This is a genomic window from Ruegeria sp. ABV3_008 (assembly GCF_056161185.1).
The window spans coordinates 242,329-256,968 of sequence record NZ_JBSWYP010000004.1; the positions used below are offsets into that span (position 1 = coordinate 242,329).

21 protein-coding genes and 1 tRNA gene are annotated in these 14,640 nt (G+C 58.2%); 14 read left to right on the forward strand and 8 right to left on the reverse strand.

Annotated elements, in window-relative coordinates:
* The first annotated feature begins 15 nt into the window (after positions 1-15).
* The 9 genes from ACXAH8_RS09630 (at position 16) to ACXAH8_RS09670 (ending at position 6,305) form a co-directional block, all read left to right on the forward strand.
* On the forward strand, positions 16-792 hold the full coding sequence (locus ACXAH8_RS09630; protein ID WP_475217874.1) for an isocitrate lyase/PEP mutase family protein: 777 nt from the start codon (positions 16-18) through the stop codon (positions 790-792).
* Positions 793-854: 62 nt separating this feature from the next.
* Entirely contained in the window at positions 855-1,148 is a 294-nt protein-coding gene (locus ACXAH8_RS09635; protein WP_475217876.1) for a DUF1330 domain-containing protein, read from the forward strand.
* 42 nt (positions 1,149-1,190) lie between these two features.
* Positions 1,191-1,640 carry a tellurite resistance TerB family protein gene (locus tag ACXAH8_RS09640; RefSeq protein WP_170470193.1) on the forward strand — a complete coding sequence of 150 codons (450 nt, stop codon included), beginning with the start codon at positions 1,191-1,193 and terminating at the stop codon, positions 1,638-1,640.
* 20 nt (positions 1,641-1,660) lie between these two features.
* On the forward strand, positions 1,661-2,098 hold the full coding sequence (locus ACXAH8_RS09645; protein WP_170487737.1) for a tellurite resistance TerB family protein: 438 nt from the start codon (positions 1,661-1,663) through the stop codon (positions 2,096-2,098).
* A 5-nt stretch (positions 2,099-2,103) separates the two neighbouring features.
* Positions 2,104-2,847, forward strand: coding sequence for a phosphate/phosphite/phosphonate ABC transporter substrate-binding protein (locus ACXAH8_RS09650; protein ID WP_475218095.1), 744 nt, complete (start codon positions 2,104-2,106; stop codon positions 2,845-2,847).
* A gap of 125 nt (positions 2,848-2,972) precedes the next feature.
* The gene (locus ACXAH8_RS09655; protein ID WP_475217879.1) at positions 2,973-3,749 is read left to right on the forward strand and encodes an ABC transporter ATP-binding protein; all 777 of its coding nucleotides are present in this window, start codon (positions 2,973-2,975) and stop codon (positions 3,747-3,749) included.
* 34 nt (positions 3,750-3,783) lie between these two features.
* Entirely contained in the window at positions 3,784-4,533 is a 750-nt protein-coding gene (locus ACXAH8_RS09660) for a transporter substrate-binding domain-containing protein (protein ID WP_170551634.1), read from the forward strand.
* A gap of 81 nt (positions 4,534-4,614) precedes the next feature.
* Entirely contained in the window at positions 4,615-5,502 is an 888-nt protein-coding gene (locus tag ACXAH8_RS09665; protein ID WP_170376284.1) for an ABC transporter permease, read from the forward strand.
* Complete coding sequence (locus ACXAH8_RS09670) at positions 5,499-6,305, forward strand: ABC transporter permease (protein WP_475217886.1); 807 nt, start codon at positions 5,499-5,501, stop codon at positions 6,303-6,305. The genes ACXAH8_RS09665 and ACXAH8_RS09670 overlap by 4 nt, the downstream gene beginning before the upstream one ends.
* Before the next feature lie 80 nt (positions 6,306-6,385).
* Here the strand turns inward: ACXAH8_RS09670 and ACXAH8_RS09675 are convergent.
* Both ACXAH8_RS09675 and ACXAH8_RS09680 read right to left on the reverse strand, forming a co-directional pair.
* A tRNA-His gene (locus ACXAH8_RS09675) sits at positions 6,386-6,462 on the reverse strand.
* A gap of 47 nt (positions 6,463-6,509) precedes the next feature.
* Entirely contained in the window at positions 6,510-6,992 is a 483-nt protein-coding gene (locus ACXAH8_RS09680; RefSeq protein WP_475217890.1) for an N-acetyltransferase family protein, read from the reverse strand.
* A gap of 78 nt (positions 6,993-7,070) precedes the next feature.
* Here ACXAH8_RS09680 and ACXAH8_RS09685 point away from each other — a divergent pair, with 78 nt between their 5' ends.
* Entirely contained in the window at positions 7,071-7,259 is a 189-nt protein-coding gene (locus ACXAH8_RS09685; RefSeq protein WP_170376278.1) for a DUF6324 family protein, read from the forward strand.
* 6 nt (positions 7,260-7,265) lie between these two features.
* Here ACXAH8_RS09685 and ACXAH8_RS09690 read toward each other — a convergent pair whose 3' ends face one another.
* A complete protein-coding gene (locus ACXAH8_RS09690) occupies positions 7,266-7,697 on the reverse strand; it encodes an MmcB family DNA repair protein (protein ID WP_475217892.1) in 432 nt (143 codons plus the stop codon).
* Between the two features lie 115 nt (positions 7,698-7,812).
* Here ACXAH8_RS09690 and ACXAH8_RS09695 point away from each other — a divergent pair, with 115 nt between their 5' ends.
* Together ACXAH8_RS09695 and ACXAH8_RS09700 are read left to right on the forward strand one after the other, a co-directional pair.
* Positions 7,813-8,133: an ArsR/SmtB family transcription factor gene (locus tag ACXAH8_RS09695; RefSeq protein ID WP_170376274.1), complete on the forward strand. Its 321-nt coding sequence runs from the start codon at positions 7,813-7,815 to the stop codon at positions 8,131-8,133.
* Entirely contained in the window at positions 8,130-8,555 is a 426-nt protein-coding gene (locus tag ACXAH8_RS09700; protein ID WP_170639002.1) for an SRPBCC family protein, read from the forward strand. The genes ACXAH8_RS09695 and ACXAH8_RS09700 overlap by 4 nt, the downstream gene beginning before the upstream one ends.
* A gap of 213 nt (positions 8,556-8,768) precedes the next feature.
* On the opposite strand, the gene ACXAH8_RS09705 is transcribed toward ACXAH8_RS09700, so the two are convergent.
* The 5 genes from ACXAH8_RS09705 to ACXAH8_RS09725 all read right to left on the reverse strand — a co-directional run bounded on the left by ACXAH8_RS09705 (position 8,769) and on the right by ACXAH8_RS09725 (position 11,985).
* Positions 8,769-9,074, reverse strand: a complete 306-nt coding sequence (locus tag ACXAH8_RS09705) for a hypothetical protein (RefSeq protein ID WP_170470220.1) — start codon at positions 9,072-9,074, stop codon at positions 8,769-8,771.
* A gap of 59 nt (positions 9,075-9,133) precedes the next feature.
* Entirely contained in the window at positions 9,134-9,616 is a 483-nt protein-coding gene (nusB, locus tag ACXAH8_RS09710) for a transcription antitermination factor NusB (RefSeq protein WP_170478264.1), read from the reverse strand.
* Positions 9,613-10,164 carry a 6,7-dimethyl-8-ribityllumazine synthase gene (locus tag ACXAH8_RS09715; protein ID WP_170551662.1) on the reverse strand — a complete coding sequence of 184 codons (552 nt, stop codon included), beginning with the start codon at positions 10,162-10,164 and terminating at the stop codon, positions 9,613-9,615. The genes nusB and ACXAH8_RS09715 overlap by 4 nt, the downstream gene beginning before the upstream one ends.
* A gap of 2 nt (positions 10,165-10,166) precedes the next feature.
* On the reverse strand, positions 10,167-11,288 hold the full coding sequence (ribB, locus tag ACXAH8_RS09720; protein WP_475217896.1) for a 3,4-dihydroxy-2-butanone-4-phosphate synthase: 1,122 nt from the start codon (positions 11,286-11,288) through the stop codon (positions 10,167-10,169).
* A 109-nt stretch (positions 11,289-11,397) separates the two neighbouring features.
* Positions 11,398-11,985, reverse strand: a complete 588-nt coding sequence (locus ACXAH8_RS09725; RefSeq protein WP_475217898.1) for a riboflavin synthase — start codon at positions 11,983-11,985, stop codon at positions 11,398-11,400.
* A gap of 140 nt (positions 11,986-12,125) precedes the next feature.
* Here ACXAH8_RS09725 and ACXAH8_RS09730 point away from each other — a divergent pair, with 140 nt between their 5' ends.
* Together ACXAH8_RS09730 and ACXAH8_RS09735 are read left to right on the forward strand one after the other, a co-directional pair.
* Positions 12,126-13,424, forward strand: a complete 1,299-nt coding sequence (locus ACXAH8_RS09730; RefSeq protein WP_475217900.1) for a capsule biosynthesis protein — start codon at positions 12,126-12,128, stop codon at positions 13,422-13,424.
* A gap of 79 nt (positions 13,425-13,503) precedes the next feature.
* Positions 13,504-14,637: a polysaccharide biosynthesis/export family protein gene (locus tag ACXAH8_RS09735; RefSeq protein WP_475217902.1), complete on the forward strand. Its 1,134-nt coding sequence runs from the start codon at positions 13,504-13,506 to the stop codon at positions 14,635-14,637.
* The last annotated feature ends 3 nt before the right edge of the window (positions 14,638-14,640 follow it).

Genomic DNA, 14,640 nt, shown 5'->3' on the forward strand with positions numbered 1-14,640 from the left:
GACAGGAGATACCCCATGACGACCCAAGCCCAACGTGCTGAAACCTTCACGCGCCTGCATGTCAAAGGCGACCCGGTCATCCTGTTCAACATCTGGGACGCGGGCAGCGCCGCCGCGGTGCGCGATGCAGGCGCGCAGGCGATCGCAACGGGCAGCGCTCCGGTCGCGATGGCGCAAGGCTATGCGGACGGGCAGCACATCCCGCTGGAAGCCGCGCTGGACAACGCAAAGCGCATCGTCAGCGCTGTTGATCTGCCCGTCACCCTGGACTTTGAAGGCGCCTATGCCGTCGATCCTACTGGCATCACCGACAATACGGCACGGGCGTTGGATTGCGGTGTTGTTGGCTTCAACTTCGAAGATCAGATCGTCGGCGGAGACGGCCTTCACACCATTCCCGATCAAGCCGCGCGAATCGAGGCGATGCGCAAGGCCTGCGACGCGGCCGGTATTCCCGCCTATATCAACGCCCGCACGGACATCTTCCTGAAAGCACCGGCCGACACGCATGATTCTACGATGCTTGAAGATGCCATAGCCCGCGCTTCGGCCTTCCAATCCGCAGGAGCCAGCGGGTTCTTTGCCCCGGGCCTGAAAGATGAGGCCATGATCCGACGGCTCTGTGAGGCCACCGAGTTACCGGTCAACATCATCGCTCTGCCAGGCACGCCTGATTCAGCGACTCTCGCCAAGCTCGGCGTGGCGCGTATCAGCTACGGCCCGGTGCCCTATCGCCAGATGATCGCATGGCTAACCGAACAGGCGCGAAAGGCCATCGGCTACGCCGAATAAGCGCAGCTTGCAATTTAGAAGCAAACTTCGCACCTTGCCCTAAACCAAAACGAGAGAGTTCCATGAGCAAAGGCTACTGGGTGGCCCATGTCGATGTCGACGATATGGAAACATACAAGAACTACATCACAGCGAATGCTGAACCTTTCTCCGCCTATGGCGCCCGCTTTCTGGTGCGCGGTGGCTCGCGAGAGGTCAGAGAGGGCGCAGCGCGAGCAAGAACGGTTGTGATCGAGTTTCCCAGCTACGAACAAGCCCTCGCCTGTTACGAAAGCGAAGGCTACCAAAAGGCCAAAGCGCTGCGCGATCCTGTCGCGCTCGGCGATCTTGTGATCATTGAGGGCTATGACGGGTAGTCTCAACTTGGCGCGCCACAAAATATGGATTAGATTGGCCTCATGTTGAAAAAATTCTTCCAAGCGTTTCGACCGCCACAGACAGAACACCTGCCCGACCCCGACGCCGAACTGGCGCTGGGTGCATTGATGGTGCGTGTTGCGCAAGCGGACCGGGACTACAAACTGGAAGAGATCAGCCTGATTGATCGCATTCTGGCCCGCCTCTATCAGCACAACGCGATCGAGGCCGCCAAAGTCCGCGCCACCTGCGAGAAACTGCATGCAGCAGCACCGGAGACCGATACGTTTGGCAAACTGATCCGCGAAACCACCGACCTGAACGAACGCCTCGCCGCGCTGGACGCGCTGTGGGAAGTTGTGTTGGCCGATGGTGACACGGATGAGGGTGAGATCAAGATCGTTGAAGAGGCCCGCATGGCGATGGGGCTCAGCTTCAACGACAGCAAATCCGCCCGTGAACGCGTGCAAAGCCGCTTGGAAGCTCACTAACCTGCCTCTATATCTGTCTCATGTTTCGTGATTTTCTGTCCCGGCTGACACAGCCTGACCCCGACCCTCTGGCCGAAGACGATGCCCGTCTTGCGCTGACGGCGCTTTTGGTGCGCATCGCCCGGTCCGACAATGACTACGCCGACTCGGAAATGGCCCGAATCGACAAGGTCTCGGTCGAACGCTATGGCCTTTCGCCTTTTGAGGCCGCAGGCCTGCGCGCCCGCGCTGAAGACCTTGAGGCCGAAGCGCCCGATACCGTCCGCTTCACCCGCGCCATCAAAGAAGCCGTCGCGTACGATGATCGCCTGGCCGTTGTGCAGGCCATGTGGTCGGTCGCCCTCGCAGATGGGCAAAGAACCGGCGAGGAGGATTCGCTGCTACGCCTTGTGGTCAGCCTGCTGGGTGTCAGCGATGTGGATTCGGCCCTTGCCCGTCAGAAGGCAGCCAAAGCGTGACAGCGATGCTGGGCATGTATGACATGCCCGCCCTGTACGGCTCCAACGATCGCTTCTGGGATTTGATCAGGACGCATTTGGGGTTCGGTCCCGCAAGTCTGGAGCGGTCGCGCGATTTCTGGGCAATTTGGCACGATCCCGATCTGATCTTTGCCCAAACCTGCGGCATGCCCTACCGAACGCAGCTTCATGAAGTTGTGCAACTGATCGGCACGCCGGACTATGGTCTGCCCGGCTGTCCAGAGGGTTACTACAGATCTGTCTTTGTCGCCCGCGCCGATGATCCGCGCAGTCTGGCGGAGCTGACGGACGGGGTCTTTGCCTATAACGAAGCGCTGTCTCAATCCGGCTGGTCCGCTCCGATCACGCATTTGTCCCGGATGGGGCTTGCACCGAAGCACCTGCAGCAGACCGGAGCGCATGCCAATTCGGCCCAATCCGTGGCCGAGGGCATTAGCGATTTCGCCGCGCTCGACGCGCTGACCTGGGAGCTTCTTAAGGAGCATACCGATCTGGGAGACGCATTGCGCGACGTTGCCGAAACGGAACCGACCCCCGGGCTGCCCTACATCACTTCGAAATCGCAGGATGCGCCTCGGATCGCACGCGCGGTTCAGGCCGCCATTGATGATCTGGCGGATGAAGATAGAGGCAACCTGCGCATCCGTGGGTTGATCAAACTTCCCGCAAGCGCGTACCTCGCTATTCCAACTGCGCCTTCGCCCGAAGCACAGTTGCGCAGCAGCTAACCAATTTGATCACGACCTTTGGTCATTTTGATTGATTCCCCGCTCGAATCTGTGTTTTGCGCATTGCATTGCGCCGGATTTTCCGCCCTATTACCGCACCAACACCACTCATGACTGGAGCTTCCGTGACAGACGCCTCTGCCGTAATCGAGATCAAGGACCTTCACAAAAGCTTCGGTAATCTCGAGGTGCTCAAGGGCGTGGATATCACTGCGAGACGTGGCGATGTGGTCTCGCTTATCGGGTCTTCTGGCTCGGGAAAATCCACTTTACTGCGGTGCTGCAACCTTCTGGAAGACAGCCAGCAGGGGGAAATCACGTTCAAGGGTGAACCTGTGAAATGGAACGGTTCGGGCAGCGCTCGCCGACCTGCTGATCCCAAACAGGTCCTACGCATTCGCACCAATCTGTCCATGGTGTTCCAGCAATTCAATTTGTGGGCACATATGACCATTTTGCAAAATGTCATGGAGGCCCCGGTAACCGTTTTGGGCCGTGACAAGGCCGAAGTGGAAGACAGCGCGCGCAAATACCTGGAAAAGGTCGGCATCGGCGACAAATGCGATGTCTACCCAGCGCAGCTGTCCGGTGGTCAGCAACAACGCGCCGCCATCGCGCGCGGCCTGTGCATGGAGCCCGAAGCTCTGCTCTTCGACGAACCCACCTCGGCGCTCGACCCCGAGCTGGAGCAGGAAGTGATCAAGGTGATCAAGGATCTCGCCGCCGAGGGCAGGACGATGATCATCGTGACCCATGACATGAAGATGGCCGCCGATATCTCAAGCCACGTGGTGTTCCTGCATCAGGGCCGGATCGAAGAGGAAGGCAGCGCCGAGGATATCTTTACCGCGCCTGAATCCGAACGGCTTCGGGGCTTTCTTTCCGCCACTCAGGCGGCATAAGTTTCAGAAACAGAACCAAACTGGGGAGTAACCAATGAAAAACCTGATTCTATCCACCGCAGCACTGGCGCTGACCGCCGGTATCGCCATGGCCGACACCGTCCGCATGGGCACCGAGGGCGCCTACCCTCCGTACAACTTCATCAATGACGCCGGCGAAATCGACGGGTTCGAGCGTGAAGTGGGCGACGAGCTGTGTAAGCGCGCAAACCTGGAATGCGAGTGGGTCAAGAACGACTGGGACTCGATCATTCCGAACCTGGTCTCGGGTAACTACGATACCATCATCGCAGGCATGTCGATCACCGACGAGCGTGATGAAGTTATTGATTTCACTCAAAACTACTTCCCTCCTGCGGCGTCGGCCTATGTTGGCGCATCGGACGGAGTTGACGTAGGCGGCGGCATCGTTGCGGCTCAGACTGCAACCATTCAAGCTGGTCACGTAGCTGAATCCGGCGCGACTCTGGTCGAGTTCGCGACCCCCGAAGAAACCATCGCAGCCGTGCGCAACGGTGAAGCAGACGCCGTGTTTGCCGACAAGGACTTCCTTGTGCCGATCGTCGAAGAATCGGCTGGTGAGCTGGTCTTCGTAGGCGATGACGTTCCGTTGGGCGGCGGTATCGGCCTTGGTATCCGTGAATCCGACGGCGAACTGCGCGGCAAGTTCGACGAAGCGATCACTTCAATGAAAGCAGATGGTTCGCTGAACGAACTGATCGTTAAATGGTTCGGCGAAGGCGTTCCGACCTACAACGCCGACGGCTCTGTCGTTTCCAACTGATCTGCACTAAAAGGTTCGGCGTCTTGAATGCGCCGAACCTGCCCCGGCCTTGCGCCGGAATTGACGTTCGAAAGACGCCACATGTTTTCCTATTGCGCTGATCCCGACACGCTGGGCACGTTCCGCTGGTTCTCGTGCTATTTAACCAACGGCGTGCATTGGTCGTTCTACCTGTCCTTCCTCAAGGTGCTTGGCTTACTTGCCGTGACCGCTCCGGTCGCGCTGAGCTTTGGCTTTGCGGGCGCGATGGCTGCCAGGTCACATGTCGCGCCGCTCAGCTGGCTGGGCAAAGGGTACATCGCCATCGTGCGCGGCGTCCCGGACATCGCATTTTTCCTGTTTTTCGTCATCGCCCTGGACCAGGCCTTTGAGTGGACACGCCACCAGGTCATGTGTCCCGAATGGACAGATCCGGTCCGTCAAGGCAATGATTTCATCGTCTGTCAGGCTGCCAAACTGCCCTTGGGCAGCGCCCCGGAATGGGTTCACGAGACCTATGGGTTCTTCTTGGCCGTTGTCACCTTTTCCATCGTCTTTGGCGCGTTCGCGGCCAACGTTCTTTTCGGCGGTATGCGAGCCGTGCCGCATGCTCAGCTTGAAACGGCCGAGGCCTATGGCATGACCCGCCGCCAGACATTCTGGCGCATTCTGGTACCGCAGATGTGGGTCTATGCCCTGCCCGGCCTGTCCAACCTGTGGATGGTGTTGATCAAAGCCACCCCGCTTCTGTTCCTGCTGGGCATCGAAGATATCGTCTATTGGGCGCGTGAGTTGGGTGGCACCAAGACGTCACGCTTCACCGATTACCCCCATGGCGATTGGCGCATGTGGTATTTCCTGTTCCTGCTGATCTTCTATCTCGGCATGACCCGCGTCTCGGAAATCGTGCTTGAAAAGCTGATGCGCCGCTTGTCACACGGTCAGGCCACATCCGGCGGAGAGTTGCTACGCAAGGAGACGACGGCATGAGCTGCATCCAGACGATCCAGGACTACGCCCTGCGCTCTGTCGGCCTTGGTGAACGCCTGCTACCCAAGTCTGACTTTACCCTGTGCGAACAGTTCACCCTGATCGGCTCGGGTATGATCTGGAATGTCTACTTCGGCATCATGGCCCTCGCGACTGGCTTCTTCCTGGCCACCGCGCTGGCCGTCGGCAAGGCATCTCCGAACAAATGGGTGCGCAAACCTTCGGAATGGTTCATCTTTCTGTTCAGAGGTTCTCCGCTGTTCATCCAGTTCTTCTTTGCCTATTTCTTCTTCCTGTCGCTGAAGAAGCCCTATCCGATGTTCGACGCCCTGACGTCGGCCTGGTTGGGGGCGCTGATCGTGTTGTTCCTCAACACAGCCGCGTATACGGGTGAGATCTTCTATGGCGCCCTTCGCTCAATCCCCAAGGGCGATATCGAGGCCGCAGATGCCTATGGCATGACCGGCTGGGCCCGCTTCCGCCGGATTGTCTGGCCGACCATGCTGCGACTGGCTTGGCCCGCCTACACTAACGAGGCAATCTTTCTGTTCCACGCGACAACGCTGGTCTTTTTCTCAGCCTTCCCGGCATGGCAGCAGCGCGGAGACGCATTGTATTACGCCAGTTATTTCGCGGACAAGACCTTCAACCCGTTCATCCCCTATCCGATTCTGGCCTTCTATTTCATCCTGCTGACACTGGTCATCATCTGGGGCTTTGGACTGGTCAACAAGCGACTGAACAGGCACCTACCCGCGGCTCGGAAAAGCAAGATGAAGTTGCGGCTGAACCTGGCGCGCTGACCTACAGCGCGCTACAGCATCGAAATTGAACACTCTACGCCGCGCTTCCAGCGCGGTTTTTTGTTCGAAAACTTGGGAAATGGTACCGCCTCCCTGGCTTGAACAGGGGACCTCTGGATCCACAATCCAGCGCTCTAACCAACTGAGCTAAGGCGGCACTTGTGAGGGGCGATTTACCGAACACGCCACGGGAATGCAAGAGGATTAAAGCCTAATTTTCCAGCTTTGTTCGACAAGGTCGACGCCGAAAGAATGCACCGGCTTGCTGTCCACCAGCTGCCATCCGGTGGACTGGTACAAGGCGCAGGCGGCCTTGTGGCTTTCATGCGTCCATAGCTGCATTTGATGGTACCCAGCCGCCTTGGCAAAGCCCATACAGGTACTCAGAAGCCGCTTTCCCAGCCCCAGACCGCGCGCCTCGGGCACAAGAAGAAAAAGGCGCAGTTTTGCGGTCTGCGTGTCCAGTTTGACGCAAAAGATACTCCCCAGTCTTTGGCCTTCTGCCTCGGCGATCCAGCCGTTCTCACACGCTGGGTTATGATCGGCAATAAAACCATCCAGAATGCGCGCGACCAGCGGGGCGAAGCTGTCATCAAACCCCTCATCGCGAGCATAGAGGGCTCCATGGCGCTCGACCAACCAAGGCGCATCCTGGGGCTGAAAGGGTCTGATCCTTACATTCTCCATACCGTATCAGAGCGCAAAGGCGGCTTGATTCTCAACCCCGTGCGCGCTAGCAGGAACGCTCAGTCCCCGGAGGCGAGTATGGGTATCAACACCGAACGCGACATTCAGGCCAACCTTCAGATCGGCCCTACCGATCAGGGTATGGTACGTCTGTTTATCGAGGCCGATGGCCTTGAGATTCCGATGGATTTCGATCCCGAGGAAGCCGAAGAGATCGCAGACGAGCTGCGTGCCGCCGCACAAGCTGCCCTGGCCGTCAAAGGCTGATCTGCGTCACAGCCGCGGGTCGCGCAACGCCTGCAATCGACGTGCAGCATCTGTGGCGAATTTCTGGATCATCTTTTTACGCCGGGCCGGAGCCAGCTTGTCCTCGGGTGCCATGCGAATGATCTCGGCATCATAAGCATCCGCGATGATCAGACCGGTTTCCTGAGGCAAAAGGTCCGTTGGGAACTCGGTATCGACAGCCCAAAAGAATCGGTCACACCACTCCAGATAGCCTTGCCACTTCGAATCTGACTGATAGTCGGCACGGCTGGATTTGCATTCGATCACCCAAAGCTCGCCCTTTGGACCTAGCCCCATCACATCAACGCGCAGCCCGCGCGCCGGCACAAATTCTTCAACGGAAACAAAACCGTGGGCGGTTAGATGGCGAGCGACGCCGCGCGCAAGTTTCTGTCCGGGCTGTAAATCCAGTGTCATGCTGAAAATGTGAACAATTAGCGAACAAATGTAAAGCCTTCACTCGACACTTGACATGATACCAAATGGTATCTCATTAATATGATACCAAATGGTATCTTTACCGAGGCGACAAATGCAAACCCTTACCCAAAACGCGTTCCGTGCGCTTGCAGACCCAACCCGTCGGGACATCATCAAACTGCTTGCCTCTCAGGACATGACGATCGGGCAGCTGACGAACCGGTTCGACATGACGAGGGCTGCCGTCAAAAAGCACCTGACGGTCTTGTCTGATGGCGGGCTTATTACGGTGGAAGCACGCGGCAGAGAACGCATCAACCGCATTGAACCACAGGGCATGGCCCCGATCTTGGATTGGCTCAGCTACTTTGACCAGTTCTGGGATGAACGCCTCAACTCTCTTAAGGAAGCTATTGAAAGGAAAAAAGAATGACGAATGCCGTATTGCAAAAGACGATCTTTCTACGGGCCGATCCAGATACCGTCTGGGCTTATCTGACTGAACCCGAACGGCTGGCAGAGTGGTTTCACAAGCCGGAACGCACGTTGACCAAGGGAAGCAAACTGCAAATGTTCGGGACCACCAGCGGCGACCTGCTGATCTGGGGCGAGGTACGGGAAGCACGTGCCCCTGAATATCTTGAATACACGTTCACTGTGAAACCAATGGGAGATGCGGTCAGTCTAGTCAAATGGACGTTGACCCCCGTCGCAGGCGGTACAAAGCTTAGCCTTCAACATGAAGGTTTGCCCCAGGGTGCAGATGCGTTCGGCCTGATCCTTGCGCTCGACAATGGCTGGGATGAGCATTTCGGCAAGATGCGCACGGCGCTGCACGAAACTGTTGATGCTTGACCCCTTGTGTAAACCCGCCGGACGCCCTACGTAGGCGCTTGGCGGGTTCTGCCCTTCTTGTGACTGGTAGCATTCTGGTGGCCTTAAGCAATTCCGAGGGGGCTGGCTCTGTTCAGGTCCTGGCCTGATTACCTGGCGCCCACCTGTACATACAGGTCCTCGGGAATCACACCGCACGGTTGACTGGTGGTCCCGCCACATTTTCCATTAAATTCAGCGCTCTGCGCGGGCTTCCTGCTTGGCCAATGCAGGCTTGAAGCTATCGACCACAGGCGAGCCGCGACGGGGTCCTCCGGGTTTTTCTGCCATGCTCATGATCTTGTAGCCGAACTGGACGCCTGCAAACACGATCCCGTTCATGAACCAGATCATCACAAGGGCGACCAGACCGATTTCAGAACTGGTGATCAAATGACGGAGGTTTGCCACGTTAAATGCCAGAAGCACCCCGACAAACACGGCCGAGATAACGAAACCCCAGGCGACTTGCGTGATATACAGGCGGATCAGTTTGGGCATGGCGAACCTCATTGCGCTATGACATTCAGGTTAGCGCATGTTTGGTTCGAGTAAAGGCGTCAGAATGCCTCGGGCTGTGCCTCACGGGCCATGTGATCCAGAACGGCGTTGACAAATTTCGGCTCTTTGCCTTCAGGGAAGAAGGCGCGTGCAACGTCAACGAACTCGGTTATGACCACTTTGGGCGGCGTGTCGCTTTGCGTCAGCTCAGCCCCGGCGGCACGGAACAGCGCCCGCAGGGTTGGGTCGATGCGTGAGATTGGCCATTTGGCGACCAGAGCGCGGTCTGTCATCTGGTCGATCGGCGCCTGATAGTTCACTGCATTGTCGACCAGCGACCGGAAGACGCTGATGTCGCCGTCCAGCATTTCTTCGCCCTCATAGACGGCACCGAACCGGTGATCCAGAAACTCATTCACGACCGCTTCGGTCGTCTGCCCCGATTGCTCCATCTGGAACAGTGCCTGCACGGCATAAAGCCGAGCGGCGGATTTCATCAGGCGTTTCTGGTTGGCCGGTTTCGGCGCGTCTGTCTGGGTCATGCTGTCGTGGATCCGTTGCTGTCGCCCGCCACAAGGATGGACTCGGACGGCGGCTTGAAACCCACGCCCTTTTTGGAAGAGCCCCACTTACGGCTGAGTGCGATCAGATGCAAGGCCGCAGCGGCTGCTCCGCCACCTTTATTCATCTTTTCGGGATTTGCGCGGACTTCGGCCTGATCGTCATTCTCAACGGTCAGGATGCCGTTGCCAATGCAAAGCCCCTGCAGGCCCATCAATTGGATCGCACGGCTGGAGTCGTTGCAGACGGTCTCATAGTGTGTGGTCTCGCCGCGAATGACACAGCCCAGCGCAACATAGCCGTCGAAGTCGCACTGACGGTCGGCCATAGCGATAGCGGTTGGGATCTCAAGCGCGCCGGGAACTTCGACGACTTCGCAGGTCCCGCCCACCGCTTCGATCTCGGCCTTCGCACCTGCGATCAGGTTGTCGGCAATCGCGCGGTAGAACGGCGCCGCGACGATCAGCAGCTTTACCGGTTTGTCGAAGCTGGGTGTCGGCAGAATGCCATGTTTGTCTTGTTCAGCCATGATCAGTCTTCCTTCAGGATCGGGCGGGTGCCAACGATGGACAGCCCAAACGCGTCCAGCCCCAGATATACGGTTTCGGGCGAGTCGGTCAGCAGGACCAGCTCTTGAATGCCCAGTTTGGACAGGATCTGAGATCCCAGACCGGTTTGCTTGATGGTCCGCGGGCCTTCATCTTCAGCCGCATAGAGAGAGTTGCGCGGCTGGCGGAACAGACAGACGACCCCCCGGCCCTCTTCCGCGATCTTTTCCATCGCGCGCGGCAATTCGCGAGAGGACTTTGGACCGAGGCCCAAGATATCCGGCGCTTCGTGCAGCGCGTGGGTACGGGTCAGGACAGGCTCGGGCGTCGTGATATCGCCTTTGATCATGACGACATGTTCGATGCCGTGAAGCTGATCGGTGAACAGACGCATTTCCCATTCGCCGCCATATTCCGACGAGACCATCTCGCGCGAGGTTTCGACCACGAGGTTATCATTGCGCGAGCGGTAGGTGATCAGGTCGCTGATCGTACCGATCCTCATGTCATGGGCTTTGGCGAACTCGACGAGATCGGGCAGACGCGCCATGGTGCCGTCGGGCTTCATGATCTCACAGATCACGCCCGAGGGGTTCAGCCCGGCCAGGCGTGAGATATCCACGGCAGCCTCGGTGTGGCCTGCGCGAACCAGCACCCCACCCCGCTTGGCGCGCAAGGGGAAGATGTGACCTGGTGTTGCGATATGGGCCATGGTGTTTTGTTCATTGATCGCCGTCGCAACAGTCAGCGCGCGATCTGCGGCGGAAATACCGGTCGACACGCCCTCACGCGCTTCGATCGAAACCGTGAACGCCGTCTCATGGCGGGAAGAGTTGTTCACCGCCATCATCGGCAGGGCCAGTGCTTCGACCCTTTCAGCCGTCATCGGCAGGCAGATCAAGCCGCGCCCATGGGTAGCCATGAAATTGATCGCCTCGGCATCGGCAAATTCTGCGGCAATGACCAGATCGCCTTCGTTTTCGCGATCCTCGTGATCAACGAGGATATACATCCGGCCTGCGCGGGCCTCTTCGATGATGTCCTCGATCGGGCTGATCGCATCGCGCAGCTGGGCCTCGACCGGGCCGGGGGTTTCAAAGCTCATGGGGCAGCCTTTCACAAGAGCATTTCTGCAAGGCGGGATAGACCACCCCGCATCCAAAAGCCAGAGCACAAACGGCCTGAGCGGGCTCAGACGCGACGTATTCTAACGCTCAGACGGTCTCGGCCAGACGGGCGACGTAGCGGGCAAGAGTGTCGATTTCCAGATTCACCCGATCCCCAACGGCGACATCACCCCAAGTGGTAACCTCTTTGGTGTGAGGGATGAAGTTGATGCCGAAATCGCAGCCCTTTACATCATTCACGGTCAGAGACGTCCCATTCAACGCAACCGATCCTTTGGGAGCAATAAAACGCGCCAAGTCCTTGGGCGCACGCAAGGTAACGCGGGTGCTGTCGCCTTCGTCGCGCAGATCGACAACTTCGGCGACGCCATCCACATGTCCCGATACGATGTGACCGCCCAGTTCGTCGCCAACTTTCAACGCCCGCTCAAGGTTGACACGCTTGCCCAACGCCCAGCTGTTCAGGTTGGTTTTCGAGACGGTCTCGGCGCTGATCTGAACGTCATACCAATAATCGCCCAGCGCAATCACGGTCAGACAAACGCCATCGCTTGCAATCGATGCGCCAATGTCAATTGAGGCCGTGTCATAGCTCGTCTGGATGCGCGCACGCAGGTCGCCTTGCTGGTCCAGCTCGGTCACTGTTCCAATATCGGTCACGATCCCTGTAAACATTCCGTCAACCCTCGCGTTCTACCCTGTCTCAGACTATCAGGGCCGAGGTAAGCTGATCCGCGCCGCCCGGCAAGCCCAACCTTGCCGAGAAATCCTTAGGCAGGCATAGTTTCGACAAGAATATTGGCTAAATCGCGCAGATGCACCACTCAGACCCAAACTTCGACCCGCGGGTCTTTCTGTTCCTACAAGGCCCGCATGGCCCGTTTTTCAACGCGTTGGGCCGGATGCTGCGGGCCTCGGGGGCGCAGACATGGCGTGTTGGCTTCAACGCGGGCGATCAGGCGTTCTGGTTCGACAGGAAAAGCTACATCCCCTATCGCGATGCGCCAGAAGACTGGCCTGAGGTGTTACAGGCGTTGATCCCCGAGAAACAAGTGACAGACATCGTTCTATACGGTGACACCCGCCCGATTCACGCAAACGCCGTCAGGATCGCCAAGACACAAGGCATCACCGTGCATGTGTTCGAGGAAGGCTACCTGCGCCCATGGTGGGTCACCTATGAGCGTGACGGCTCAAACGGCAACTCGCGGCTGATGTCTCTGGATCTGGACCAAATGGCGCAGGCACTGTCGCATTCGGGCGCGCATGCGCCGCCGCCACCGTCCCATTGGGGAGACATGCAACAACACATCTTCTACGGCGCGCTCTATCACTGGTTCGTGCTGTTTCTGAACGGGCGCTATCGCAATTTCAAACCGCACCGCGCGTTGACGGTCTCGAAAGAGTTTCGCCTGTATTTCAAACGCCTTATGCTGATGCCCTTCCACAGGCTGCAACGAAGTCTGGCCACGGCGCGGGTACGTAGCGGGGCCTTTCCTTATCACCTTGTGCTGTTGCAACTGGGTCATGACAGCTCGGTCCAATCCCATTCAGACTATTCGGGGATGTGCGCTTTTTTAGAACAAATGATGGAGGGCTTCGCCAAAGGCGCCCTTGCACATCATCATCTGGTCATCAAGGAACATCCACTTGAGAACCACCGTGAACCCCTCCGCCGACGTGTTCGGGATTTGGCGCTCAGATTCGGGATCAAAGGCCGGGTGCATTACGTCCCCGGCGGCAAACTGGCGAAACTGCTGGACGACGCCAACTCGGCCGTGACCATCAACTCGACCGCCGGGCAGCAGGTGCTGTGGCGCGGCATCCCTCTGCGGATTTTTGGTCGTGCGGTCTATGACAAGCCGGAACTTGTGTCACAACAAGAGGTTAGCCGTTTCTTCGCCAACCCAGAAAAACGCGATATTGAAGCTTACCAACTCTATCGGCGCTTTCTGCTGGAAACCAGTCAGGTTCCGGGCGGCTACTACTCCAGACGCGGACGTCGGCAATTGCTGCGCCGCGCTGTCGACATGATGCTGAGTGCTGATGATCCCTATCAGGTCACGCTGTCCGACGACGCGACCCCAGAGCCACAGTTGAAAATCGTTGAGTAGACCCGGCCATCCTTCTCTGGAAGTTGTAGCGGTAAAAGAGTAGTTTGCCGAAAAACAAGTAGAACTGAGGTTATCGGCAGTGCATCGCTTTCCAATCCGTTGGGTACGGGGGGTCGCCCTTGTGACCTCGCTTGTCATGCTGAGTGCATGTCAGTTGCCCAAGGCGGGCCCAAACAAGAACGAGATTCTGGCCGGCTCCGTCAACAATGGCGGCAATGCGTTTGTGGTGGAAGTCGATGACCGCGTGTCTCGGGCCACATCGTCCGTGCCACAGTTCGGGTTCTCTTCCTCCTTTACCTCAGCCCCGTCACTAACCGCAGACACCGTGCGCCCAGGGGATGTTTTGGGCCTGACAATCTGGGAGAACGTCGATGACGGTCTGCTGGCTGGCGAAGTCGGTTCCTCGACCGCTCTGGAACAGGTTCAGGTCGACAGCGAAGGCTTTATTTTCGTCCCCTATGCAGGTCGTTTGCGCGCCGCTGGCAACACTCCGGAAGAGCTCCGCGGGTTGATCACCGATGAGCTGGAAGAGCAGACTCCTGACCCTCAAGTCGAAGTACGCCGCCTGGCAGGAGACGGGTCGACCGTTTCGCTGACGGGCACCATCGGCGCTCCTGGTATTTATCCAATCGAACGCCCGACCCGCACTCTGCTTGGCATGCTGTCTCAGGCCGGAGGGGTTTCAGTGGCCTCCGATATCGCGCTGGTCACCCTGATCCGAGGCGATCAACGTGGGACAGTCTGGTACGAAGACCTATTCCGAAATCCCAAGCTGGATGTTGCGCTGCGCGGCGGTGACCGCATTCTGGTCGAGGAAGACAGCCGCTCGTACATCGCACTCGGTGCCGCTGGTACGCAATCGCGCGTCGCTTTCGACAGTCAGGACCTGTCCGCACTTGAGGCTCTGGCGCAGGTTGGCGGCTTGGTATCCGTCTCATCCGATCCAACTGGTATCTTCGTCCTGCGCCGTGAGCGTCAAGACATCGCTCGCCAGGTGATGGGCCGTTCAGATCTCCAAGGCGACCAGCGCATGATCTATCTGCTGAACCTGACTGCGCCCAATGGCCTGTTCATTGCGCGTGATTTCGTGATCCGCGACGATGACACAATCTACGTGACCGAGGCACCGTATGCGCAATGGACCAAGTCGATCTCTCTGATCGCCGGGGGCCTGACGCCGGTTGCGAATGTCGCCACCCTGACCGGCAACTAAACC

Coding starts and splice junctions, on each gene's coding strand:
- ACXAH8_RS09705 (WP_170470220.1), bottom strand. CDS start 9,074: ATGCCCAAACTGATCCGCCTGTATATCACGCAAGTCGCCTGGGGTTTC.
- ACXAH8_RS09695 (WP_170376274.1), top strand. CDS start 7,813: ATGCAAACCCTTACCCAAAACGCGTTCCGTGCGCTTGCAGACCCAACC.
- ACXAH8_RS09650 (WP_475218095.1), top strand. CDS start 2,104: ATGCTGGGCATGTATGACATGCCCGCCCTGTACGGCTCCAACGATCGC.
- ACXAH8_RS09665 (WP_170376284.1), top strand. CDS start 4,615: ATGTTTTCCTATTGCGCTGATCCCGACACGCTGGGCACGTTCCGCTGG.
- ACXAH8_RS09640 (WP_170470193.1), top strand. CDS start 1,191: ATGTTGAAAAAATTCTTCCAAGCGTTTCGACCGCCACAGACAGAACAC.
- ACXAH8_RS09685 (WP_170376278.1), top strand. CDS start 7,071: ATGGGTATCAACACCGAACGCGACATTCAGGCCAACCTTCAGATCGGC.
- ACXAH8_RS09680 (WP_475217890.1), bottom strand. CDS start 6,992: ATGGAGAATGTAAGGATCAGACCCTTTCAGCCCCAGGATGCGCCTTGG.
- ribB (WP_475217896.1), bottom strand. CDS start 11,288: ATGAGCTTTGAAACCCCCGGCCCGGTCGAGGCCCAGCTGCGCGATGCG.
- ACXAH8_RS09715 (WP_170551662.1), bottom strand. CDS start 10,164: ATGGCTGAACAAGACAAACATGGCATTCTGCCGACACCCAGCTTCGAC.
- ACXAH8_RS09690 (WP_475217892.1), bottom strand. CDS start 7,697: ATGACACTGGATTTACAGCCCGGACAGAAACTTGCGCGCGGCGTCGCT.
- ACXAH8_RS09660 (WP_170551634.1), top strand. CDS start 3,784: ATGAAAAACCTGATTCTATCCACCGCAGCACTGGCGCTGACCGCCGGT.
- ACXAH8_RS09645 (WP_170487737.1), top strand. CDS start 1,661: ATGTTTCGTGATTTTCTGTCCCGGCTGACACAGCCTGACCCCGACCCT.
- ACXAH8_RS09725 (WP_475217898.1), bottom strand. CDS start 11,985: ATGTTTACAGGGATCGTGACCGATATTGGAACAGTGACCGAGCTGGAC.
- ACXAH8_RS09670 (WP_475217886.1), top strand. CDS start 5,499: ATGAGCTGCATCCAGACGATCCAGGACTACGCCCTGCGCTCTGTCGGC.
- ACXAH8_RS09630 (WP_475217874.1), top strand. CDS start 16: ATGACGACCCAAGCCCAACGTGCTGAAACCTTCACGCGCCTGCATGTC.
- ACXAH8_RS09700 (WP_170639002.1), top strand. CDS start 8,130: ATGACGAATGCCGTATTGCAAAAGACGATCTTTCTACGGGCCGATCCA.
- ACXAH8_RS09635 (WP_475217876.1), top strand. CDS start 855: ATGAGCAAAGGCTACTGGGTGGCCCATGTCGATGTCGACGATATGGAA.
- nusB (WP_170478264.1), bottom strand. CDS start 9,616: ATGACCCAGACAGACGCGCCGAAACCGGCCAACCAGAAACGCCTGATG.
- ACXAH8_RS09730 (WP_475217900.1), top strand. CDS start 12,126: ATGCACCACTCAGACCCAAACTTCGACCCGCGGGTCTTTCTGTTCCTA.